This is a genomic window from Nitrincola tibetensis (assembly GCF_003284585.1).
In the GTDB taxonomy this organism is placed as follows: Bacteria; Pseudomonadota; Gammaproteobacteria; order Pseudomonadales; family Balneatricaceae; genus Nitrincola; species Nitrincola tibetensis.
Window position 1 is genome coordinate 163,568 of sequence record NZ_QKRX01000004.1, and the last position, 18,349, is coordinate 181,916.

General features: G+C 44.5%; 13 protein-coding genes. 5 read left to right on the forward strand and 8 right to left on the reverse strand.

Annotated elements, in window-relative coordinates; translation table 11 throughout:
- Positions 1-42: 42 nt before the first annotated feature.
- Entirely contained in the window at positions 43-513 is a 471-nt protein-coding gene (locus DN062_RS07105; protein ID WP_112158639.1) for a Dps family protein, read from the forward strand.
- A gap of 58 nt (positions 514-571) precedes the next feature.
- On the opposite strand, the gene DN062_RS07110 is transcribed toward DN062_RS07105, so the two are convergent.
- Complete coding sequence (locus DN062_RS07110; RefSeq protein WP_112158640.1) at positions 572-1,666, reverse strand: hypothetical protein; 1,095 nt, start codon at positions 1,664-1,666, stop codon at positions 572-574.
- A 154-nt stretch (positions 1,667-1,820) separates the two neighbouring features.
- Between DN062_RS07110 and DN062_RS07115 the strand changes: the two genes are divergently transcribed.
- Positions 1,821-3,218 carry a PhoH family protein gene (locus DN062_RS07115; protein ID WP_112158641.1) on the forward strand — a complete coding sequence of 466 codons (1,398 nt, stop codon included), beginning with the start codon at positions 1,821-1,823 and terminating at the stop codon, positions 3,216-3,218.
- A 52-nt stretch (positions 3,219-3,270) separates the two neighbouring features.
- Here the strand turns inward: DN062_RS07115 and DN062_RS07120 are convergent, their stop codons facing one another.
- Together DN062_RS07120 and yidD are read right to left on the reverse strand one after the other, a co-directional pair.
- Positions 3,271-5,451, reverse strand: coding sequence for a hypothetical protein (locus tag DN062_RS07120; protein WP_112158642.1), 2,181 nt, complete (start codon positions 5,449-5,451; stop codon positions 3,271-3,273).
- 70 nt (positions 5,452-5,521) lie between these two features.
- Positions 5,522-5,830 (reverse strand): membrane protein insertion efficiency factor YidD, encoded by a 309-nt coding sequence (gene yidD, locus DN062_RS07125; RefSeq protein ID WP_112158643.1) that lies wholly within the window; start codon positions 5,828-5,830, stop codon positions 5,522-5,524.
- Between the two features lie 131 nt (positions 5,831-5,961).
- Between yidD and DN062_RS07130 the strand changes: the two genes are divergently transcribed.
- Positions 5,962-6,537 (forward strand): TIGR04211 family SH3 domain-containing protein, encoded by a 576-nt coding sequence (locus DN062_RS07130; RefSeq protein ID WP_112158644.1) that lies wholly within the window; start codon positions 5,962-5,964, stop codon positions 6,535-6,537.
- Here DN062_RS07130 and DN062_RS07135 read toward each other — a convergent pair.
- Positions 6,534-9,080 (reverse strand): EAL domain-containing protein, encoded by a 2,547-nt coding sequence (locus tag DN062_RS07135; protein ID WP_112158645.1) that lies wholly within the window; start codon positions 9,078-9,080, stop codon positions 6,534-6,536. The genes DN062_RS07130 and DN062_RS07135 overlap by 4 nt on opposite strands.
- 321 nt (positions 9,081-9,401) lie before the next feature.
- On the opposite strand from DN062_RS07135, the gene ptsP reads away from it, so the two are divergent.
- Both ptsP and DN062_RS07145 read left to right on the forward strand, forming a co-directional pair.
- A complete protein-coding gene (gene ptsP / locus DN062_RS07140; RefSeq protein ID WP_112158646.1) occupies positions 9,402-11,660 on the forward strand; it encodes a phosphoenolpyruvate--protein phosphotransferase in 2,259 nt (752 codons plus the stop codon).
- Between the two features lie 294 nt (positions 11,661-11,954).
- Entirely contained in the window at positions 11,955-12,755 is an 801-nt protein-coding gene (locus tag DN062_RS07145) for a response regulator (protein WP_112158647.1), read from the forward strand.
- Positions 12,756-12,821: 66 nt separating this feature from the next.
- Here the strand turns inward: DN062_RS07145 and DN062_RS07150 are convergent, their stop codons facing one another.
- The 4 genes from DN062_RS07150 to DN062_RS07165 form a co-directional block, all read right to left on the reverse strand.
- The gene (locus tag DN062_RS07150; protein ID WP_112158648.1) at positions 12,822-14,615 is read right to left on the reverse strand and encodes a methyl-accepting chemotaxis protein; all 1,794 of its coding nucleotides are present in this window, start codon (positions 14,613-14,615) and stop codon (positions 12,822-12,824) included.
- A gap of 204 nt (positions 14,616-14,819) precedes the next feature.
- Positions 14,820-15,518, reverse strand: coding sequence for a M48 family metallopeptidase (locus DN062_RS07155; RefSeq protein ID WP_162301263.1), 699 nt, complete (start codon positions 15,516-15,518; stop codon positions 14,820-14,822).
- The gene (locus tag DN062_RS07160) at positions 15,496-17,478 is read right to left on the reverse strand and encodes a transglutaminase TgpA family protein (protein WP_112158650.1); all 1,983 of its coding nucleotides are present in this window, start codon (positions 17,476-17,478) and stop codon (positions 15,496-15,498) included. Before DN062_RS07160 ends, DN062_RS07155 begins: the two co-directional genes overlap by 23 nt.
- Positions 17,459-18,340 carry a DUF58 domain-containing protein gene (locus DN062_RS07165; RefSeq protein ID WP_162301264.1) on the reverse strand — a complete coding sequence of 294 codons (882 nt, stop codon included), beginning with the start codon at positions 18,338-18,340 and terminating at the stop codon, positions 17,459-17,461. The genes DN062_RS07160 and DN062_RS07165 overlap by 20 nt, the downstream gene beginning before the upstream one ends.
- Between the last annotated feature and the right edge of the window lie 9 nt (positions 18,341-18,349).

Here is an 18,349-nt window from a genome sequence, read left to right on the forward strand (position 1 = left end):
TGCACTTACAATTAAAGCTAATTCACTCATGGAGACTTACACATGTCAAAAATGGACATAGGTATCAAAAAATCGGATCGTGAGAAAATCGCTGAAGGACTCAAACACCTGTTAGCTGATACTTACACTCTTTACTTACAAACGCATAATTTTCACTGGAACGTAACCGGGCCTCAGTTCCGCGAGCTTCATTTGATGTTTGAAGAGCACTATAACGAACTTGCGCTTGCTGTCGATGACATAGCAGAAAGAATTCGTACTTTGGACGTTGCCGCTCCAGGAACGTATAAAGAGTTTGTGCGTTTAAGTAATATTAAAGAAGTGGATGGCGTTCCTGAAGCAAAAGAAATGGTGGATTTATTGACCCAAGGACATGAAACGGTCGTTAGAACCTGCCGCGAAGTGCTTAAGCTGGCACAAGAAGCTGACGATGAATCAACTGCATCATTGGCATCAGATCGCATGCGAGTTCACGAAAAAACGGCATGGATGTTACGTGTTCTGAATAAATAGTGTTTATTCTTATCCTTCCTCTGCTTTTTAGCCACAGAGGAAGGATAGCCCAATCATTTTAGTCCAAGCGATTCGCGATCAGTGTATAAAGACCAACCTCATGGTCAGATAATCCCCTAGCAACGACTTTATAGAGTCCTGGAGCTAACTCTAACTCTAAATGAGCGTTAGTGCCTTCACCACCATCATCGTCTTCCGCAAAGAATCCTTCACTTTCTAATTCTAAATACGCATCAAATTCATCAGACATCAGAGACACTTCGTACAGACCCAGCTCCTGAACCTGAAATTCGTACGCATTTGAACCACGAGTCAACATACCTTGTATTGCTTCCCCCATGACTAACTCACCACTATTTTGCAATTCAATACCTTCAGGCAAAGCCTCTTCCGATACGCTCACCGAAAAGAGCCCCGAACCTTCAGCATAACTCTGAAGTGTTAAGGTATATTCACCTTCTTCAAGATAGGTAACTAACTGAGAATCCGTGCCATCAGGGCCATCATCGTTTTCTAGACTAACCCCTACACCTTCTAGTTTCATGAAGGTATCAAAATCCTGTGAAGACAAGTCGAAGCGATACAAACCGGCTTTTTCAACCTGGAAGCGTAAAAGCTGTGGTTCTTGATCAAGCCAACCATTTTCATTTAAAGGGAGACTATTGAGTTTACTCGTATCCAAACTTAATGAAACCTTTAATACCCCAGAGGACAAGGTAAAAGGGCCAAAGCTATTTATGTCGCGACCATGCACAACGACCTGTAGGACTGACTCATCCAGAACGATACTTCTCAACTTAGAAAAACGCTCTGAGTCATTCGAAGTGGCCAGTAAATCGGTACCTGAAAACAAGGATAATGTACCGTTTAATGCACCGCGCTGGGTAATTTCCAGTAAGTTTCCATCCTCTAAGTCGGATGAAGAAACCATGATGTCAAATATTTGATAACGTGTACCATCTTTAAGATTTACAGGGCTTTGTGTCGTGATTTCACCACTCGCACGCTCTCCTATCTGAAAGGTAGTGGACTGTGTTTGCATGGATGTATTGGTTGAAGGGGTGTCAACAGCAGCAGGGGTCTGGTTTTCTTTACAGCCGACTAACAGAGCGGTGACTGCGAAAGTGGCTAAGGCCAAGCGATGTTTTTTCATGATAATCCGTTCATCTAAAAATTCAATCTTACCTCATTTTCTGGCCGATTAAAGCTCCTATAACTAAGAAAAATAATAAAAGAAATAAGCCCTTGCAGAATTCGAATATTTCTATTAGGTTGAAATCAAACACTCTACAAAAGGACACCTGCTCATGAGCGCAACCAAAGCCTCCAAGCTCTATATCCTTGACACCAATGTTCTATTACACGACCCAAAATGTCTTTACGAATTCAAAGAACAAGACGTTACCATTCCCATGACCGTGCTCGAAGAGCTCGACGACATCAAAGATCGCAAGAAGAATGTCGCCCAAGAGGCCCGCTACGCAATCCGCAGCATCGACTCTATTTTAAGCAAAGCCACCAATTCTGAACAAATCACCAAAGGCGTGAGAATCATCTTACCGGGCAAGGACCGCGATATAAAACTGGGCTGTCTGAGTATCTTCCCAGACCACGAACTCACGGTTCGTACAGGCTTTCTTCCAATCGAGCATAACAAAGACAATAAGATCATCAACTGCGCACTGCATTTACAGTCTACCTTTCCACACAGGCAAGTCGTTCTAGTCACTAAAGATATCAATATGCGCCTAAAAGCACTGGGGGCTGGGCTCAAAAAGGTTGAAGACTATCGGACCGATCAACTGGTATCGGATGTTGAGTTACTGCCCGAAGGCCATCATTATCTTGCAACGCCGTTTTGGGAAGGCGTTGATAAGGTCGAAAGCTACCAGCGCGATGGGAAAGCCTACCATCGCGTTGCACGCGCTTTATTACCCAATACCTTTTTAAATGAGTACGTTTACGATTCAACTCAAGATTTTGCGGCTCGAACCGTCGCCATTGATGAAGAAAGCGTCACTCTGCTCGACTTAGGTTATCAGCACTTGATGAACCAAAGCGCTTGGGGCATTCATCCAATCAATATTCAACAAGCCTTTGCCATGCAGTCCCTGCTTGATCCAGATCTAGACTTTACGATCTTTTTGGGCTCGGCAGGCTCTGGTAAAACACTGATTGCACTAGCCTGTGCTCTGGAAATGGTCATAGAGCAAGGACGCTATAATAAAATCATCGTGACACGCTCGACGCCACCTGTTGCTGAAGATATTGGCTTCCTACCGGGTACGGAGGAGGAGAAAATGACACCTTGGATGAGTGCCATTAGTGACAACCTAGAGGCGATGCATGAACAGGATGAACGTCCACAAAGCAGCGTTAAATATGCACTTGAAAAGGCAAATATTCAATTCAAGTCACTCAACTTTATTCGAGGCCGAAGCATACAAAACGCAGTGGTTTTAATCGATGAGTCTCAAAACCTGACCCCACAACAGCTGAAAACCATTATCACACGTTGTGGCAAAGGAACCAAAATGGTCTGTTTAGGAAATCTAGCTCAGATTGACTCTAACTACCTAACCCCTTTAACCTCTGGCCTCACCTATATTGCTGAACGCTTCAAAGACTTTGAAGGCTCAGCCAGTGTGCATTTCCAAGGCGTGTTTAGATCACGTTTGGCCGAGTTTGCAGAAGAAAACCTTTAATCTCTCGAATTGACTGCAGGTTGGGCCGCTTCCAACCTGCAGCACCGCCCTATTAGTCACTGGTCGTATCTTCAGCCAGTCTTTTACGCAGATTGTCACTTTCAACTTTCAATTTTTGCGCTTCAACACGATAGGCAAATATTTCCTCGTAGCGCTGATCCAGCTTTGCCTCCAAGGTTTCAATTTGTCGTTTTTGACTACTGACAAGCGCTTCTAAATCATCAATCTGACTTTGCATTTGATCCAAAAACAAATAACCGCCACCATCTCCCTTAGCCTCATCAACTCTCGACTGCCCTTGCAACTCACTGACAATATGACTATATAATGCTTTTAGGTCAGCGGCTTCGCGCTCATTGTAGTTAATTCGCTCTTCAATCGCTGTATGCGCACTGGCTGCACCAATAGAACCGGCTAATATATGCTCCAACATTCGGTGAAACTCCATCAACTCAATGATGGTGATATGCGCTTTGGTTTCGACTTGTAGATCTTCGGTGATGCGAGAAATAGCCTCATCCGCTTTTTCTTTGCTCAAATAACGTGCAATTAAATCATAGGCTTCGACCAGTTTCGGCTCCAGTGCTATGTACGCATCCAACCCAGTAGGCCTAGCCTTACCCGAAAACTGGCCTTTTGATAGCATGGCCGCCAAAAACTCACGCGTTAGAGATCTCTCGTGTTTTTGGGGATGATAAAACCAAGACCCGGCAATGTAACAAAGAACGTTAAAGAGCATGGACCAAAAAACACTGTGTATAAGCGGTGGTAGAAAATCGATGCCTAAAAAAGCTTCTGGTCGTAACCAAGAAATCCCCCAAGGACCCGCATCAAGAATGCTGACCGGTAACCACCCTTCATTGATCATGGAGGGGATGATGAGCGTCCAGCCCCATAATATATAACCTACGAACAGTCCACAAAAAGCACCTACACTATTGCCTTTTCGCCAAAACATGCCGAGAAACACAGCGGGCAACAATTGCAAAATCCCTGCAAAAGAAATCAGCCCCATTGCAGCCAAAAAGTAAGAGTTACTCAAGACCATTGCCAAGGTGTAACTGGACAGCAAAACGAGCGCTGCAGTAAACCATCTAACCTGCAGCAGATAGCCTTGCAGCGGCTCCAACCATTTGATTTTTTCACATAAAGGGAGAACCAAATGGTTAGACGTCATGGTTGCAAGCGTCATAGTACTGATAATGATCATCCCTGTTGCCGCGGCAAAACCTCCCATAAAGGCCACCAGCGCCATCAAATCATTACCCAAAAACTGAGGTATCAAGATCATAAAGAAATCGGCAGAGCCAGCAGGCAATCCCATGACTGTTCCTGCCAATGCAATCGGAATCACAAAAATATTAATTAGAATTAAGTAAGCTGGGAACATCCACATCGCAGTTTTGACATGAGATTGATGGCTGCTTTCAACCACAGACACATGAAACTGACGCGGCAATAATTGCATCGCTGCAAACCCAAGAACAATTAACGTGAGCCAAGTAAGCCCCGGTGAGTCTTGGTTCTGAAAGCGCAGAATCAAGCTTTTGTCTTGACCATCAAACGTATCAAAAAAGCCACTAACCCCGCCAAACACTGAAATCAGAATAAACGCTCCGACCAGCAAAAAGCTAAGGAGTTTAACCACGCATTCAGCAACCAGCATACCAATCATACCACTGTGGCGCTCCGTAGGATCAAGGTGACGAATCCCGAAAATGATTGTGAATGCCAGCATCACAAGGGTAATCGTCAGTCCTGTTATATCCCAGTTGGAGTTGGCTGGAGCCCCTGTAATCATATTAAAGCTATTCACGACCGCCGTTAATTGCAACGCAATGTAAGGAGAAATACTGGTTAAGACTATGACAGTGACCAGCGCAGCAATACGTTGAGACCTGCGATATCGTGTCGATATGAAATCCGCAATGCTCGTAATACGAAACACCTCTTTAGCCGCTACCATTCGTTTTAGAGTGATCGGCCAAAGCACAACACTGAGCAATGCTCCAATGTATATCGCAAAAAACAACAAACCCGATTGTACGGCAAAGCCGACACTGCCGTAGAAGGTCCAGGAGGTGAAAAAAACGGCCATTGACAGCGCATACACCCATGCAGGCATTGCAGAATTGCTGCGATGGCGAGTGCGGCGATCCACCCAAACAGCCAAACCAAACAGCAAAGCCATATAGACAAGAACAACGAGAATAACGCTGTGAGCAGAAAACATCAGTTTGTCCTGATTAAGTAAAGGTGCTTGAGCTATTATCGGAAGCTTTTACCTAAAAATCAAAGCTATCCTAACTTGGATTTTTGTCTTGAGCCTTTTCAGGTAAGGTTGTTAAGCTTGCTTGCTGATCATGGCAGTCACAAGGCTTAGATGGAACAGGATCATACCCTCCAGGTTTTAAAGGATGGCAACGTAAAAGCCTTTTCAAACCTAACCACCCCCCTTTTAACGGGCCATGAACCTTAATGGCTTCAATCATGTAGGCAGAGCAGGTCGGGTAGTAACGACAACTCGGTGGCAACAAAGGGCTAATGAAATATTGATAAAACTTAACAAGCCCTATCAAAAGCGCAGATAGGACTCTTTTGATCGCCTTCATACACATCCCCAAACAACCCAAAGAAAAGGGTTATAATATAACTTTTAAAGAGAAATTTCCTCTATGGGGTAGTCATAGGCCACTTAATCCGTACAATAGTTTGATTCTTAATTGCACCAATTGGTTTTTATATGAAAAAGCAGTTTTTATTGTCTGTCATTTTAAGCCTGAGTTTTGCTGTACCGGCTTATGCTCAACAACGTGCCCACATCGCCGATGACGTTTATGTCTTTACTCATGGCGGTCCTGGTAACCAATACCGCATCAATGGACGGATGACGAGTGGTGAAGGGGTTACAATACTCAACCGCAACAATAACTATGTCGAGGTACGTAACCAAGCGGGACGCTCTGGCTGGGTTCCTGAAGAATTCGTTGCTGCAGGTGAAAGCGTTCAAGCACGCCTACCTAAGTTAGAATCTGAACTAAGCGAGAGCCTGAATACAATCGAGCGTCAAGCAACCGAAATTGAGACTCTGAATAGCCGCTTGCAACAGCTCTCTGGCGGGAATCAAGATTATGCTCAGCAAGTCGAGCAACTTGAAACGCAAATTCGACGCCTAGATACTGAAATCGCCAACATGGATCAAAGCAATTTGATTCGATGGTTGACTCACGGCGGCCTAGTTGCCTTAGCAGGCATGATTTTAGGTCTATTAGTCCCCTACCTGCCTAAACGTCGTAAACGCCAAGATAACTGGTTTTAATTCGAGCCGTCGAGCTGACAATGGCTTATTAACGAAATATGTGTTTGACTGACGTCCTGTAACCATATTTCAAACTCACCAGCAGGGATAGGCTGACAGAATAGATATCCCTGCGCTTGATCACAGCCCATTTCAAGAAGCAATTTTAACTGCTCACAGGTTTCAACACCCTCGGCGATCACTTCAATATCTAGCGCATGCGCCATATCAATAATGGCTTGAACCAACTTACGGTCTCGTACTGACTCCACAATATTTTTGATAAAGCTCAAATCCACCTTCAACTGGCTTAAGGGCATTGTTCGAACATAGTTGAGACTTGAGTAGCCTGTACCAAAATCATCTATTGCCACTTTCACACCGATCAAACTTAACTGTTTGATCGCAGAAAGTGTTTTTTCCGCATTATGCATAAAACTTGTTTCAGTCAGTTCTATGCTTAAATGATCAGGCGATAATTGATATTGATCCAACAACCCCATCACTTTCGCAGCCACTTCACCTCGCTGAAACTGCCGAGCTGAGACGTTAACTGCAATGTTTAAATTGAGCTGCTGATCTTGCCATGCCTTAGACTGTTTAACAGACGTTTCGAGAACCCATGAGCCAATACTATCGATCAAGCCGATATCTTCTGCCAATGGAATAAAATCAGAGGGGGATACCTGACCTAGCTCTGGATTAAACCAACGGATTAGGGATTCAACTCCTTCAACATTACCTGTTTTAAGGCAAACTTTAGGCTGGTAATACAAGGTCAGCTCATTTTTTTCTAAGGCATTTTGCAGCAAACTTGCCAGCTTAAGTCGCGACATAGATGATTGATTTAGAGTAAGCGAATAGTAATGAACCGTATTTCGTCCTTGCTCTTTAGCTTGCAGCAATGCTGAATCCGCTCGACTCATTAAGCTCTCCGCATCCGATGCATCATCCGGGTAAACAACAACGCCCATGCTGCAGGTAATCCGAATCTCAGTAGAATTAATGAGCACGGGTGCAGAAATGATTTTTTGGAGCCTCTGCAAGTAAACGGCTAACTCATTCGTATCCTGGATACTGGAGATAATGAGACTGAACTCATCTCCTCCCGGACGAGCGACGGTATCTTCATCAGCAAGTTGTTGATTGATCCTATTCGCAATCTCACGCAGTACCTGATCACCTTGAACCTGACCAAAGCGATCATTAACCACCTTAAACCAATCCAAATCAAGATTAACTAAAGTGATCTTAGTCCCTGTCTCGTTGGAATAATTAAGCGCATTGTCCAAGCGATCACGCAGCAGTCGTCTGTTCGGAAGTAGCGTGACCTCGTCAAAGTAAACCATTTTATTAATGCGTGCTTCAGAGCGCTTCACTTCCGTCAAGTCATGAAATATCGCCGCATACTGCATGATTTCGCCATTATCATTTTCTATAGCTGTAATGCTCAACCACTCAGGGTAAACATCGCCGCTTTTGTTGCGATTCCAGATTTCACCCTGCCAATGCCCAACCTCTTTAATTTCCCGCCACATCAGTTCGTAAAAACGTTTATCATGACGGCCAGAACTTAACACGCTTGGGTTACAGCCAATGACTTCCCACTCATCATATCCTGTGATTTGCGTAAAAGCAGGATTGACGCTCTGAATTTTCCCTTGGGCATCGCAAATTAATATGCCCTCAAGGGATGAGTTGATCACTTTTTCAATAATGCGCAGGTAATGGCGTGTTTGATTTAACGAATGGCTGCGATCATTGAGAAGTTCCCGCAAGCGATAAATGTAATCCACTTCTACGTTACGCAGAATATCGGAATAGGAAGCTAAACCAACAAGCTGGCCATGTTCATCAGTGACGCCCAAGTGCCTAAAACCCTGATTTCTAAAATGGCGACGTGCGTTATACAGACTCAACGAACCTGGTACTGACTGCAAAGGGTTTAACGCAATGGAGGAAACAGGCTGGCTTAAATCAATTGTTTCCTCTGCCAAAAGTTTAATGACGTCTGTTTCGGTTAAAATGGCAAAGCCTTCACTCAAATCAATGAGAGCCGCTGTGTGGCCTGCGGTTCTGATCCGCTCTATTGCCAATTTAATACTGCAATCGCTAGGTATGCGTAAAGGATCTAAGTTACACACCTCATACAGAGACCTTAAAAACAAGTCATGTTCAAGGCCATGGCTGTTAACAATATCACTTTCACTGACCACACCAACCAATTGATGCTCAGCATCAACAACCGCAACATGACGAATACGACTACTCATCATTAAGATACCTAGCTCATCTACACTGGCATCAGCATCAACCGTTGTAACAGGATGCGTCATTACTTTATCGACTGTCGTCTCGCCATCATAACCTTCAGCACCAAAACGCATCGCATCACGTCGTGTCAACACACCCACGGGTCTTCTGTGCTCGCAGACCAGAACACAGCCAATTTTGTAGAGTGACATCAAACGAATGGCATGATGGATCGTATCTCGTGGATGGCACCAAATAGGACGCGGCTTACAAATAGACGCAACATCAGGAGATCTAGTACGGGTTAACATGGGGTTAGTCACGATGATTGGGGTTTACTGTGTAGTTTAGTCAAGTATTAAGAATAACACATAATTTTAAACAAAGTAGTATATAATCGTATGGCATCTACCCTACTTACACGCCAGTATATTAGACGAACAGCATAATAAGACTTTTTAAATTTCAAACAGCTTTTATTGATATTGAATCAAAGACTCAGCACTTTTGAAGGTTGCTTCAACACGCCCTGCCCAAATTCTGACATTTTTTTTAGTCAGGTCATCACCCAGATCCGGAAATAAGGCATAATGGGTGCTGAAAGAGAAACCTCATGACACACGGATATCAGCATGCACTCTCCACTCGCCAGCCTCATTACACTTGTCGAAACCATTGCTCGGACTCAAGACCCTGAAGCCATGATGGACACGATCGTCGAGCGTCTGTGTGATCTGATGCGCGCTGAAGTATGCAGTTTATATCTTTGCAATCCAGAGCAAGACACATTAATTTTAGCAGCCACTCGCGGCTTGTCTCGAGAGGCTGTCGGCAAAGTTAGCTTAAATCTAAACGAAGGACTTGTTGGCCATATTGCAGCCAGCTTAAGCACCCTGAATATCGCTGACGCGCCTGCAGATGATCGCTTTGTTTATATTCCCGAAACACATGAGCAGTCTTATCATCGTTTTATGGGTGTGCCCCTGATCCACCTGCGCAAATTAGTCGGTGTACTTGTCGTACAAGGCACACTCAATCAACAGTTCAACGATGATGAAGAAGCGTTTTTAATTACGGTAGCATCGCAATTAGCAGGTACGTTACATCATTTGCAGCGCAGCGGCAGCTGGATGTCTCATCCGACCCTATCAAGCTATGAGCGCTACAAAGGTGTCAAAGGCTCCAGTGGAATTGGCACAGGACGCTTATGGGTGATCGATCCGCACATGACCCTTGATCAAGTTGAGGCTGGCATCAATAGCGATGCAATTGCAGAAATTGCCGACTTCCATCAAGCCATTGAATGGGTAGCTGAAGAGCTAGAAGCGGGTTCGGGTCGTTTAGGCAATCACTTGCCAAGCGATTTACATGCGCTATTTGGTGTTTACCAAATGATGCTCAACAGCCCAGAATTGAAAAAAGGTGTCGAGGACAGAATCAATCAAGGTGACAGCGCCCCATGGGCGCTGTGCCAAGTCATTCGCAACATGGCGAATTTATTTGAGCAATCAAACGATCCCTACTTAAAAGCCCGTAGCGAAGATATCACCAACATTGGGCAGCGAATACTCAATCAGTTACTTCAACACGAACGCCAAGTAACTGAAGCACCCGATGAAGCCCTAATATTATGTGGAGAGCTCATCAGCATTACAGACTTAGCTGAGTTTCCGCTAAAACGTATTCATGGCATTATTTGTACGGCAGGCTCATCTTTGTCGCACACTGCGATTGTTGCAAATGCTCTTGGTATTCCGGCAGTCATGGCTGTCGAAGATCTCAAACCCGCTAAGTTCCGGGGAAAACGAGTCATTGTCGACGGAAATCGCGGGGAATGCATTGTCACCCCACCAGATGCACTGCTGAACGAATATAAGCGGATGATCGCTGAAGAGCAGCGTTTCATCGCAGGGCTCGACAAACTCAAATCGCTACCTGCAGAAACCCTAGATGGATTTCGGGTTGAACTTCTGACAAACACAGGTCTGTTAGCAGATGCAACCCCTGGTCTTGAACGAGGTGCCGAAGGGGTTGGGCTTTATCGCTCTGAAATTCCCTTTATGATTCACGACAGCTTTCCAACCGAAGAAGAACAGCTGCGCATCTATCAAAAGGTATTGGCTGCCTACGCCCCAAAACCAGTCTCTATGCGATCTTTAGACATTGGCGGTGACAAGCAACTCCCTTACTTTGAAATGGCCGAGGAGAACCCATATCTTGGCTGGAGAGGCATTCGCTTTACCCTCGACAACACTCAGCTGTTGATTACCCAAATTCGCGCCATGCTTCGAGCGAATATCGCCAATGGCAATCTTAAGCTTTTAGTACCCATGGTCAGCCGCGTTGACGAGATGGTTACATTCAGGCAGCACGTCGAGAAAGCTGTGGATGATTTAAATAAGCTAGGGTATCCAGCAAAGCTACCCAGTATTGGCATGATGGTCGAAGTGCCATCTGCAATGCTATTGATTCCTAAACTGGCACCCTATATTGATTTTGTATCTGTTGGTTCAAACGATTTAACACAATATTTGTTAGCCGTTGATCGCAACAACCCACGTGTATCCGCTTTATTTGACCATTTACATCCTGCAGTCATGTTAGCCTTGGAATATATCCAAAAAGAGTGTGAGAACCATGATCTACCTCTTTCAGTGTGCGGGGAAATGGCGTCAGATCCCGTTGCCGTTTTGGTGATGATTGCCCTTGGCTACCAATCTATCAGCCTAAGTGCATTTAATATTCCAAGAATAAAGCTATTGATACGTTCCGTCAGTCGCGCCGAACTCCTGCCCATTCTAGAAAAAGCAAGAGGGCTCTCCCACGAGTCTGACATTCGCGCTCTGTTCAGCGATATTGCTGAGCGTGCTTTAGCAAAAACACCAGATTAAGACTGCCTGAAGTGTATTTTGCACTGGTGATCAATAGTTCGATGCGTCAAGTGAAGTAAGTGCAAAGAAAAAGGTCGCCTGAGCGACCCTAAGAAAAGTTGAAATGATGAAGAGACCCGATGCAATCCTGTTCGGAACACAAGTAAAGCGCTTTTCATCTTAACGTTAGCTGAATAAACCTGAACAAACCTGAATAAAGTGAATTTAAACTGAATCAGCACAAACTGATGTTTGCAATATCGCTAATGTCAGGTATAAATACTATTATCGTTGTATCCGTTAAGTGAGAGAAGTATGGAACTGAGCGAACTGCTGTTGATGGTCATCGAACCCTCCCGTATGCAGCGCAACATTATTGTAGGCCACCTTCGAAAGATGGGCATTGTCGCTATTGAAGAGTTCACCGAAGCGGCACCTGCCCTTGAGCGTATGCAAGGAATTACTCCAGATATTGTTATTTCTGCGATGCATTTGCCTGACATGACAGGCTCTGAACTCGTTGGACAAATGCGAACAAAACCTGAGCTATGCGATGTCACCTTCTTTTTGATTTCGTCAGAAACTCTCTATCGCTATCTTGAACCAATACGTCAAGCTGGCGCAACCGTCATACTACCAAAGCCATACGACCCTGAGCGCCTGAATGAAGCGTTGAGTAGCGCAGTCAATTATGTAGCTGCTCGTCAGAACGACTTTGAAGGCACCAACGAAGAGTTTGATGATTTATGGATTATGGTGGTTGATGACAGCTCCACCTCTCGTAAATATTTGCAACGCGTACTCACCTCACTTGGCATTCACAATATCCGGGAAGCCAAAGATGGAGCAGAAGCACTGCAAATATTGAAAGGACAGAGATTTGATCTGATCATCACTGATTACAACATGCCAAATATCGATGGACTAGAGTTAGTGGAGCATATTCGACACTACACAGACCAACCCTCAATCCCAATCGTCGTTGTTACATCAGAACAAAACGACGAACCGCTGCATGCCTTGAAAACGGCAGGGGTATCGGCCATTTGTGAAAAGCCATTATCTTATGTTGCACTTCGCAAACTCATTCGCCACCTGATTAACGACATCGATTAGGCCTTCCAATGTTAGACGTCCCTGTAGCTTTTAATCGATCCTGAAAAGCCACAGGGAGTTACCCTGCTATTCGGCTAATAGGCATTTAGGATCAAAGCCCATAATTAATGCACCCCAATGCTTTCCGTCGACATATAAGGGAATAGAAAGATCATTTAAGACCTCACCAGTGTCTCGAATAAAGGTTTGCAGTAAGAAAGGATTCTTATGCGAGCATCGTCTCTTTTCAGCTCTATTACCAGCAAACATTCGTCGGTGTCGACTTTGCAACAAATCTACACTTACATCGCCAGTCAAAGCTTTACTCACCTTGCTATGATGAGCGGGTGCATAGCCATTCTTATCCACTGCAATTGCATAAATAAACTCTGGGCGAGCACGAATAAAGCCATCAAAAATAGGCTGCATTGAGCGCTCATAGGCATCGACATACGCGGTATCAAACTTCTCGGGAGTTTGACCAGGGTTTGTTCTACGATAATGAGTATCGAAAACATTAATACCCTTCGCCTGTAATTTAATCAATTCATTAGAGACTTCTTGCGCCCATCCCATTCCAGTGCGGGTCATGTCTTCAAAACCACCCATCCCTATCGCAAAGTGTGATAGCAGTTCTTGGGTCTTTTCAGTTGCCAATTCAAGGTCGGCAGAATGGATTAAGGAATGCTCCATGCCTTTTTTCATTGATTCAGCAAGATCAGTAATCAAAGCTACATTCTGATGAGACTCTCGGTTGGTGTAGGACAACTCATCGATTGCGCTCGATATGCCCGTGAGTTGCGAATTAATCTCTTCAAAATCGGCGACTAACTTGTGAAATTGCACACTTGTAGTATCGATAAACACTTCAGTATTCTGAACATATTCCAAAATCGTTCCTGCACTACTACGAGTACTATCAACCAACTGGCTCATTTCAGCTATATTAGTATCAATTTGCCCCGTTGCTTCACTCACCTTCTGGGATAAATTACGTACTTCATCAGCCACCACTGAAAAACCTCGTCCGGCATCACCCGCTCGAGCCGCTTCAATAGATGCATTTAAGGCAAGTAAATTGGTTTGGTCAGAAAAGTCCTGCACCATCGATAAAATTCGAGTAATATCGGCAGAGTTTAAGCTTAGCTTGTGCACCGTCTCCTGAAAGCGCGTGGCTAAATCACGAATCATTCTAATTTGCTCAAGTACTTTATTTAGCTCGGCATTTGATGCACGAATTTCGGCCATGTTGCTACTGGTCTGATCACTAATCACAACGGCACTACTCGATATTTCATCAATAGCCTTAGAGGATTGCGAACTTGACTGAAAGACTTGCTGCGCATTTTGCTCTTGTGTAAATGCAGACTTGCTAGACTCTAAGATCACTTTTTGTACGTGAGTTGCACTCAAAGCAACATTCACTGAATGTCGGCGTGTTTCCGCTATCATATGACGTAAACGATCCGTAAACTCATTATAGCTGCGCGCCATTTCCGAAATTTCATCGTAGGTATAAGCAGGCAAAGTAGCGGAAATATCACCATCTTTGTCTTTTATCGCTTTTAAAACACGCGTCATTTCACGGATTGGCTTCAAAAATAGATAACGCATAAAGAAAATCGTAAACACACCAGCACATATAGCAAAAAAAGCGGTCGCTCCTGCCGTTACAACGAGGTGATTCAGCCCTTCTGTCAAACTCTCCTTCTGAGCTTCATTTAAACCTAAAGCTTGAATTTTTGCATGCAATCCTGAGGCTAAATAACCACCAGCCAACAGCAAAAAAAGGTGAGGTAACAATAAAAATACGACATTACCCGTTATCTTTTTTGATAGAGAATTAAAAAAAGTTTTTTCAATCGTTTTATATAAACTCATGCACCCTATCTCTTTTTTATTAGAATTGATTAATAAAGATCATCTTAAACCAACACACGGTATTTCACATAAACCGCATGTAGGGACCTCGTTATATTTTTTCAGAAAATTCTAGACCACCTGTGACTTTATTGCATATCGCTTTGAATATCTCTGCTACTTTAGATCAGAAAAAATATAAACGCATTCACTATTCCAACCCTTTTACCATTGCAACCATGAGGACTTATCCCGTAGTTCAGCACTTAACTCACGATGGTTAGGGCAAAAGCGAGCAACCCAAGACCAGAATCTAACACTATGATTCATTTCCTGTAAATGACATAGCTCATGAATCATGACATAACGCTGAACATCGGGTCGTGCGTGTATGAGACGCCAGTTTAATGTAATGATCTTATCTGATGAACATTGCCCCCAACGGCGGCGATAACTCTTCACCTCTATTTTTTTTGGTTTCAACCCTGTCTTCGCTGACAAATGCGTTAAAGCTATTTGAAACTGATGTGCGGCTTTCTGTTTAAGCTCAGCTTGCAAAAGGCGGCGAACATAAGCTTGGGGATTGTCATACATATGGTGCGGCAGAAAAACTTCAATTTCTTGGGGATGCCAAACAAGACTTGATCTATCTGAAAAACGCCAATATAAATCATATTTATCACCGTTTATTGGAATGCTGGCACCCTGACTCATTTCAATGCGGTGAGCATCAATAGAGGATTGCTGCTTTGTCAGATGAGAGATCACCCAAGCCTCCCTTTCCTTTAACCAAGGCTGCAAATGCGCGATTGAAACCTGCATAGGCGTTCGCACAAGCACCCGACCCTGCGCAATTTCGATTGCAGAGGTTCGACGCCGCGGACTTGGGAGATGCTCAAACTCAAACGCTAAGTTGCTTTGCACGTCGATAGCATTCCTTTATGGCTTTATTAAAGGTCTGATATTGGACTGGTGATGTATCTTCAGCATAGCGGATTAGGTCATCAACATCAGCCAATTTTTGCAAACTACTGCTCAATTCTGGATATTCAGATAATAGTCGTAACGCAAACTGACGGATGGTTTCTTCAGGATTTCGCTCTAACCCTTTACGACTTAAATAACGCAGCAATTTTTGTAAAGAGCGTCGATATGGATCATCAGGAAGCATTGGACGAGCGCGAAGGAGAATCCAACTCAATATGCCAGTGACGAAGACAAACGGCACAATCAGCGCCAGAGCAATTTTTTGATAACTCAACTCACCCAGCCACTGGCTAAGAAAATTTGACTGTTGCTGATGATAATTTAAGACCCAGCGCTGCCAACTAAAGTTAAGTGCGTCATATTGCAACTGCAATTGCCGTAACCAACGCCCACTCACCCACGTATTTAAAGGTCGATCTGCCAAAAAACCCGCTTGACCCGAAAACACCTCATCCGCACTTTGCAAAATACGTTCTGGTGCCACCGCTTCTGTTGGATCAAGCCTGACCCATCCCTGCCCTTCTAACCATACCTCAATCCACGCATGGGCGTCATACTGCCTAACAATTAAATAGTTTTGCAGGGGGTTCCATTCACCTCCGTGATAACCTGTCACGACTCGAGCAGGAATCCCAACATGACGTAATAAAAAGGCAGTCGCTCCGGCAAAATGCTCGCAAAAGCCTTGTCGTGTATTTAATAAGAAATCATCAATCGCCTGTGCACCCAATGCAGCAGGTTCAAGTGTGTAGATAAAGTCTCGGTTAAACTCCATCAAAACTCGCTGGATGAACGCTTGAGGTTGGTAGTCAACATCTTGCCACCACTGGTCAGCTAAGGCTTGAGCTCGCGGATTTGAGCTCTTAGGAAGGCTTAAGTAACGCGTACGATCCACTTCTGACAATTCAGGCTGCAGATGGTAGGAGAGCGCCGACATCAGTCGATACTGCCTGCGTTGATGAATATCAGATGCTGCCATCAGGGTTCTAGCACGCGTCATACGAACATCATCACTGGTGACAGGCGCATCTAAGGCAAACATCCAAGGACGACCACTGGGCTCTTGTATCACTGTGTAGTGCACAAACCGCTCTCTTTGCAGCAAGGGTTCAGGTGAACTGTCATAAGATGCAGACTGACGCCAAGCCCGCCCATCAAAGTCTCCCAACACCAATGCACGCCAATAACGCTGGGAAGAAGGTGGCGGCGCGCCTTGATCAAAAACAACTCGAAATGCGAGCTCCCCGGAACGCGTCAGACGACTCACATCCCCCGGCGACATCGTATCAGACAGTCCGGTTTTTGCGACTGGCGTATCCGTTTGCACAGACCAAAGCGGTCCAATTCGAGGAAACACAACAAATAAAACCAACATAAGAGGAAGCGCAGGTAAAAGCATAAAACCGGCAACTTTAAGCGGCTTCAGCAATGTTACATCAGCTCCCATCCAAACACTGTTAAGGGCTGCAATTAAAAATGCGGCACTCAACAACAAATACGGCGCCATGAATAGACTCTGCTCTAAAAGAAAACCGCTTCCAGTCAGAAATAAACCCACGTATATCAAAACCAACGCATCACGACGCCGATATACTTCAAATAACTTAAGCGCCATTCCTGCAATTAAGAGTGCGACCATTGCTTCTAGGCTTGCAGAAACACCAAAACTGAATCCTAGCCCCACAGCGGCAATCAAGACTAGAAATAAACGAATAGACCAATGCGGAAAGCCAATCCGTCCACTGTGAATTAACCAACGCGCGCTCAAACCAAACGCACTCAGTAACATCAACCAGATCGGAATCCAAGAAAGGTGTGGCAGTAAAAGCCAACTAAAGGCTAGCATTTGCCACACAACTGCACTGCGGCTTAATTTTTCAGGCAGCACTTTCTGCATTACTTGACTCCTTGCCGAATAAAGCCAATGTGGTCAAAACAGCACGCAAATGCTCAGGCCCCATTGCCGGTGTCAACTTTTTTCCAGGCAAACGCAGCCCGAATGCGCGTTGCTGAGATGTTAAATATCGAGCTTGATAACACAAGCTTGATAACTTAGCCTCAATACCTGGCTCTAAACACGCCTGCCAATCAAGCCAAAGCTCTGCATCTTGCTCAGCAACATAGTGTTTAACATGAAGCCCCTGTCCCCGTGCAAAGACTTTCCAAGCAATATGCTGCTGTGACATTCCAGGCTGATAATCAGCCAAACCCTGAAAATCATCACTGCCATCTTGATTAGATAAGATACCTCGCCCTTGACTTCCCAGATCCAACCCACTGGATACCGGATGATTTATCGGCTGAGGATAGACTAAACATTTCACGTTTAGGGCATGATATGTCCAGACTTTGAACAAACCGAGGGGCAAGCGAGACTCAATTTTCAAAAGCCCCGGCGATAACCAACCTCGCTCGGGGGCATGACAGGGAACCGCTACTTTTTCTCGACAAAGAGCCTGTATATCGAAGGTAATGGATGACTGATTTGGCCAAGATGCCGTCAGTTGGTAATGATCACACCCACGTTGGCTGCTCACCCAAACATTAAATAAAGCCGTATCCTGAGCATAACAGGCTTCCGCGCCTGCAAACTCTGTTTTAACACCTGCAAGGTTACTGTGCGTCATGTGCATCGCCACAATAAACACACCCGTTAACAGAAACGTTAATGCATAGGCTAGGTTATTTTCGAAATTCACTGACAATAAGAGTAACAAAAGCAATACAAAGCAATACCCCAATCCTGCTCGTGTAGGCAAAATATAAAC

Coding starts and splice junctions, on each gene's coding strand:
- yidD (WP_112158643.1), bottom strand. CDS start 5,830: ATGAAGGCGATCAAAAGAGTCCTATCTGCGCTTTTGATAGGGCTTGTT.
- DN062_RS07160 (WP_112158650.1), bottom strand. CDS start 17,478: ATGCAGAAAGTGCTGCCTGAAAAATTAAGCCGCAGTGCAGTTGTGTGG.
- DN062_RS07130 (WP_112158644.1), top strand. CDS start 5,962: ATGAAAAAGCAGTTTTTATTGTCTGTCATTTTAAGCCTGAGTTTTGCT.
- DN062_RS07120 (WP_112158642.1), bottom strand. CDS start 5,451: ATGTTTTCTGCTCACAGCGTTATTCTCGTTGTTCTTGTCTATATGGCT.
- DN062_RS07145 (WP_112158647.1), top strand. CDS start 11,955: ATGGAACTGAGCGAACTGCTGTTGATGGTCATCGAACCCTCCCGTATG.
- DN062_RS07105 (WP_112158639.1), top strand. CDS start 43: ATGTCAAAAATGGACATAGGTATCAAAAAATCGGATCGTGAGAAAATC.
- DN062_RS07115 (WP_112158641.1), top strand. CDS start 1,821: ATGAGCGCAACCAAAGCCTCCAAGCTCTATATCCTTGACACCAATGTT.
- DN062_RS07135 (WP_112158645.1), bottom strand. CDS start 9,080: ATGTTAACCCGTACTAGATCTCCTGATGTTGCGTCTATTTGTAAGCCG.
- DN062_RS07150 (WP_112158648.1), bottom strand. CDS start 14,615: ATGAGTTTATATAAAACGATTGAAAAAACTTTTTTTAATTCTCTATCA.
- DN062_RS07110 (WP_112158640.1), bottom strand. CDS start 1,666: ATGAAAAAACATCGCTTGGCCTTAGCCACTTTCGCAGTCACCGCTCTG.
- ptsP (WP_112158646.1), top strand. CDS start 9,402: ATGCACTCTCCACTCGCCAGCCTCATTACACTTGTCGAAACCATTGCT.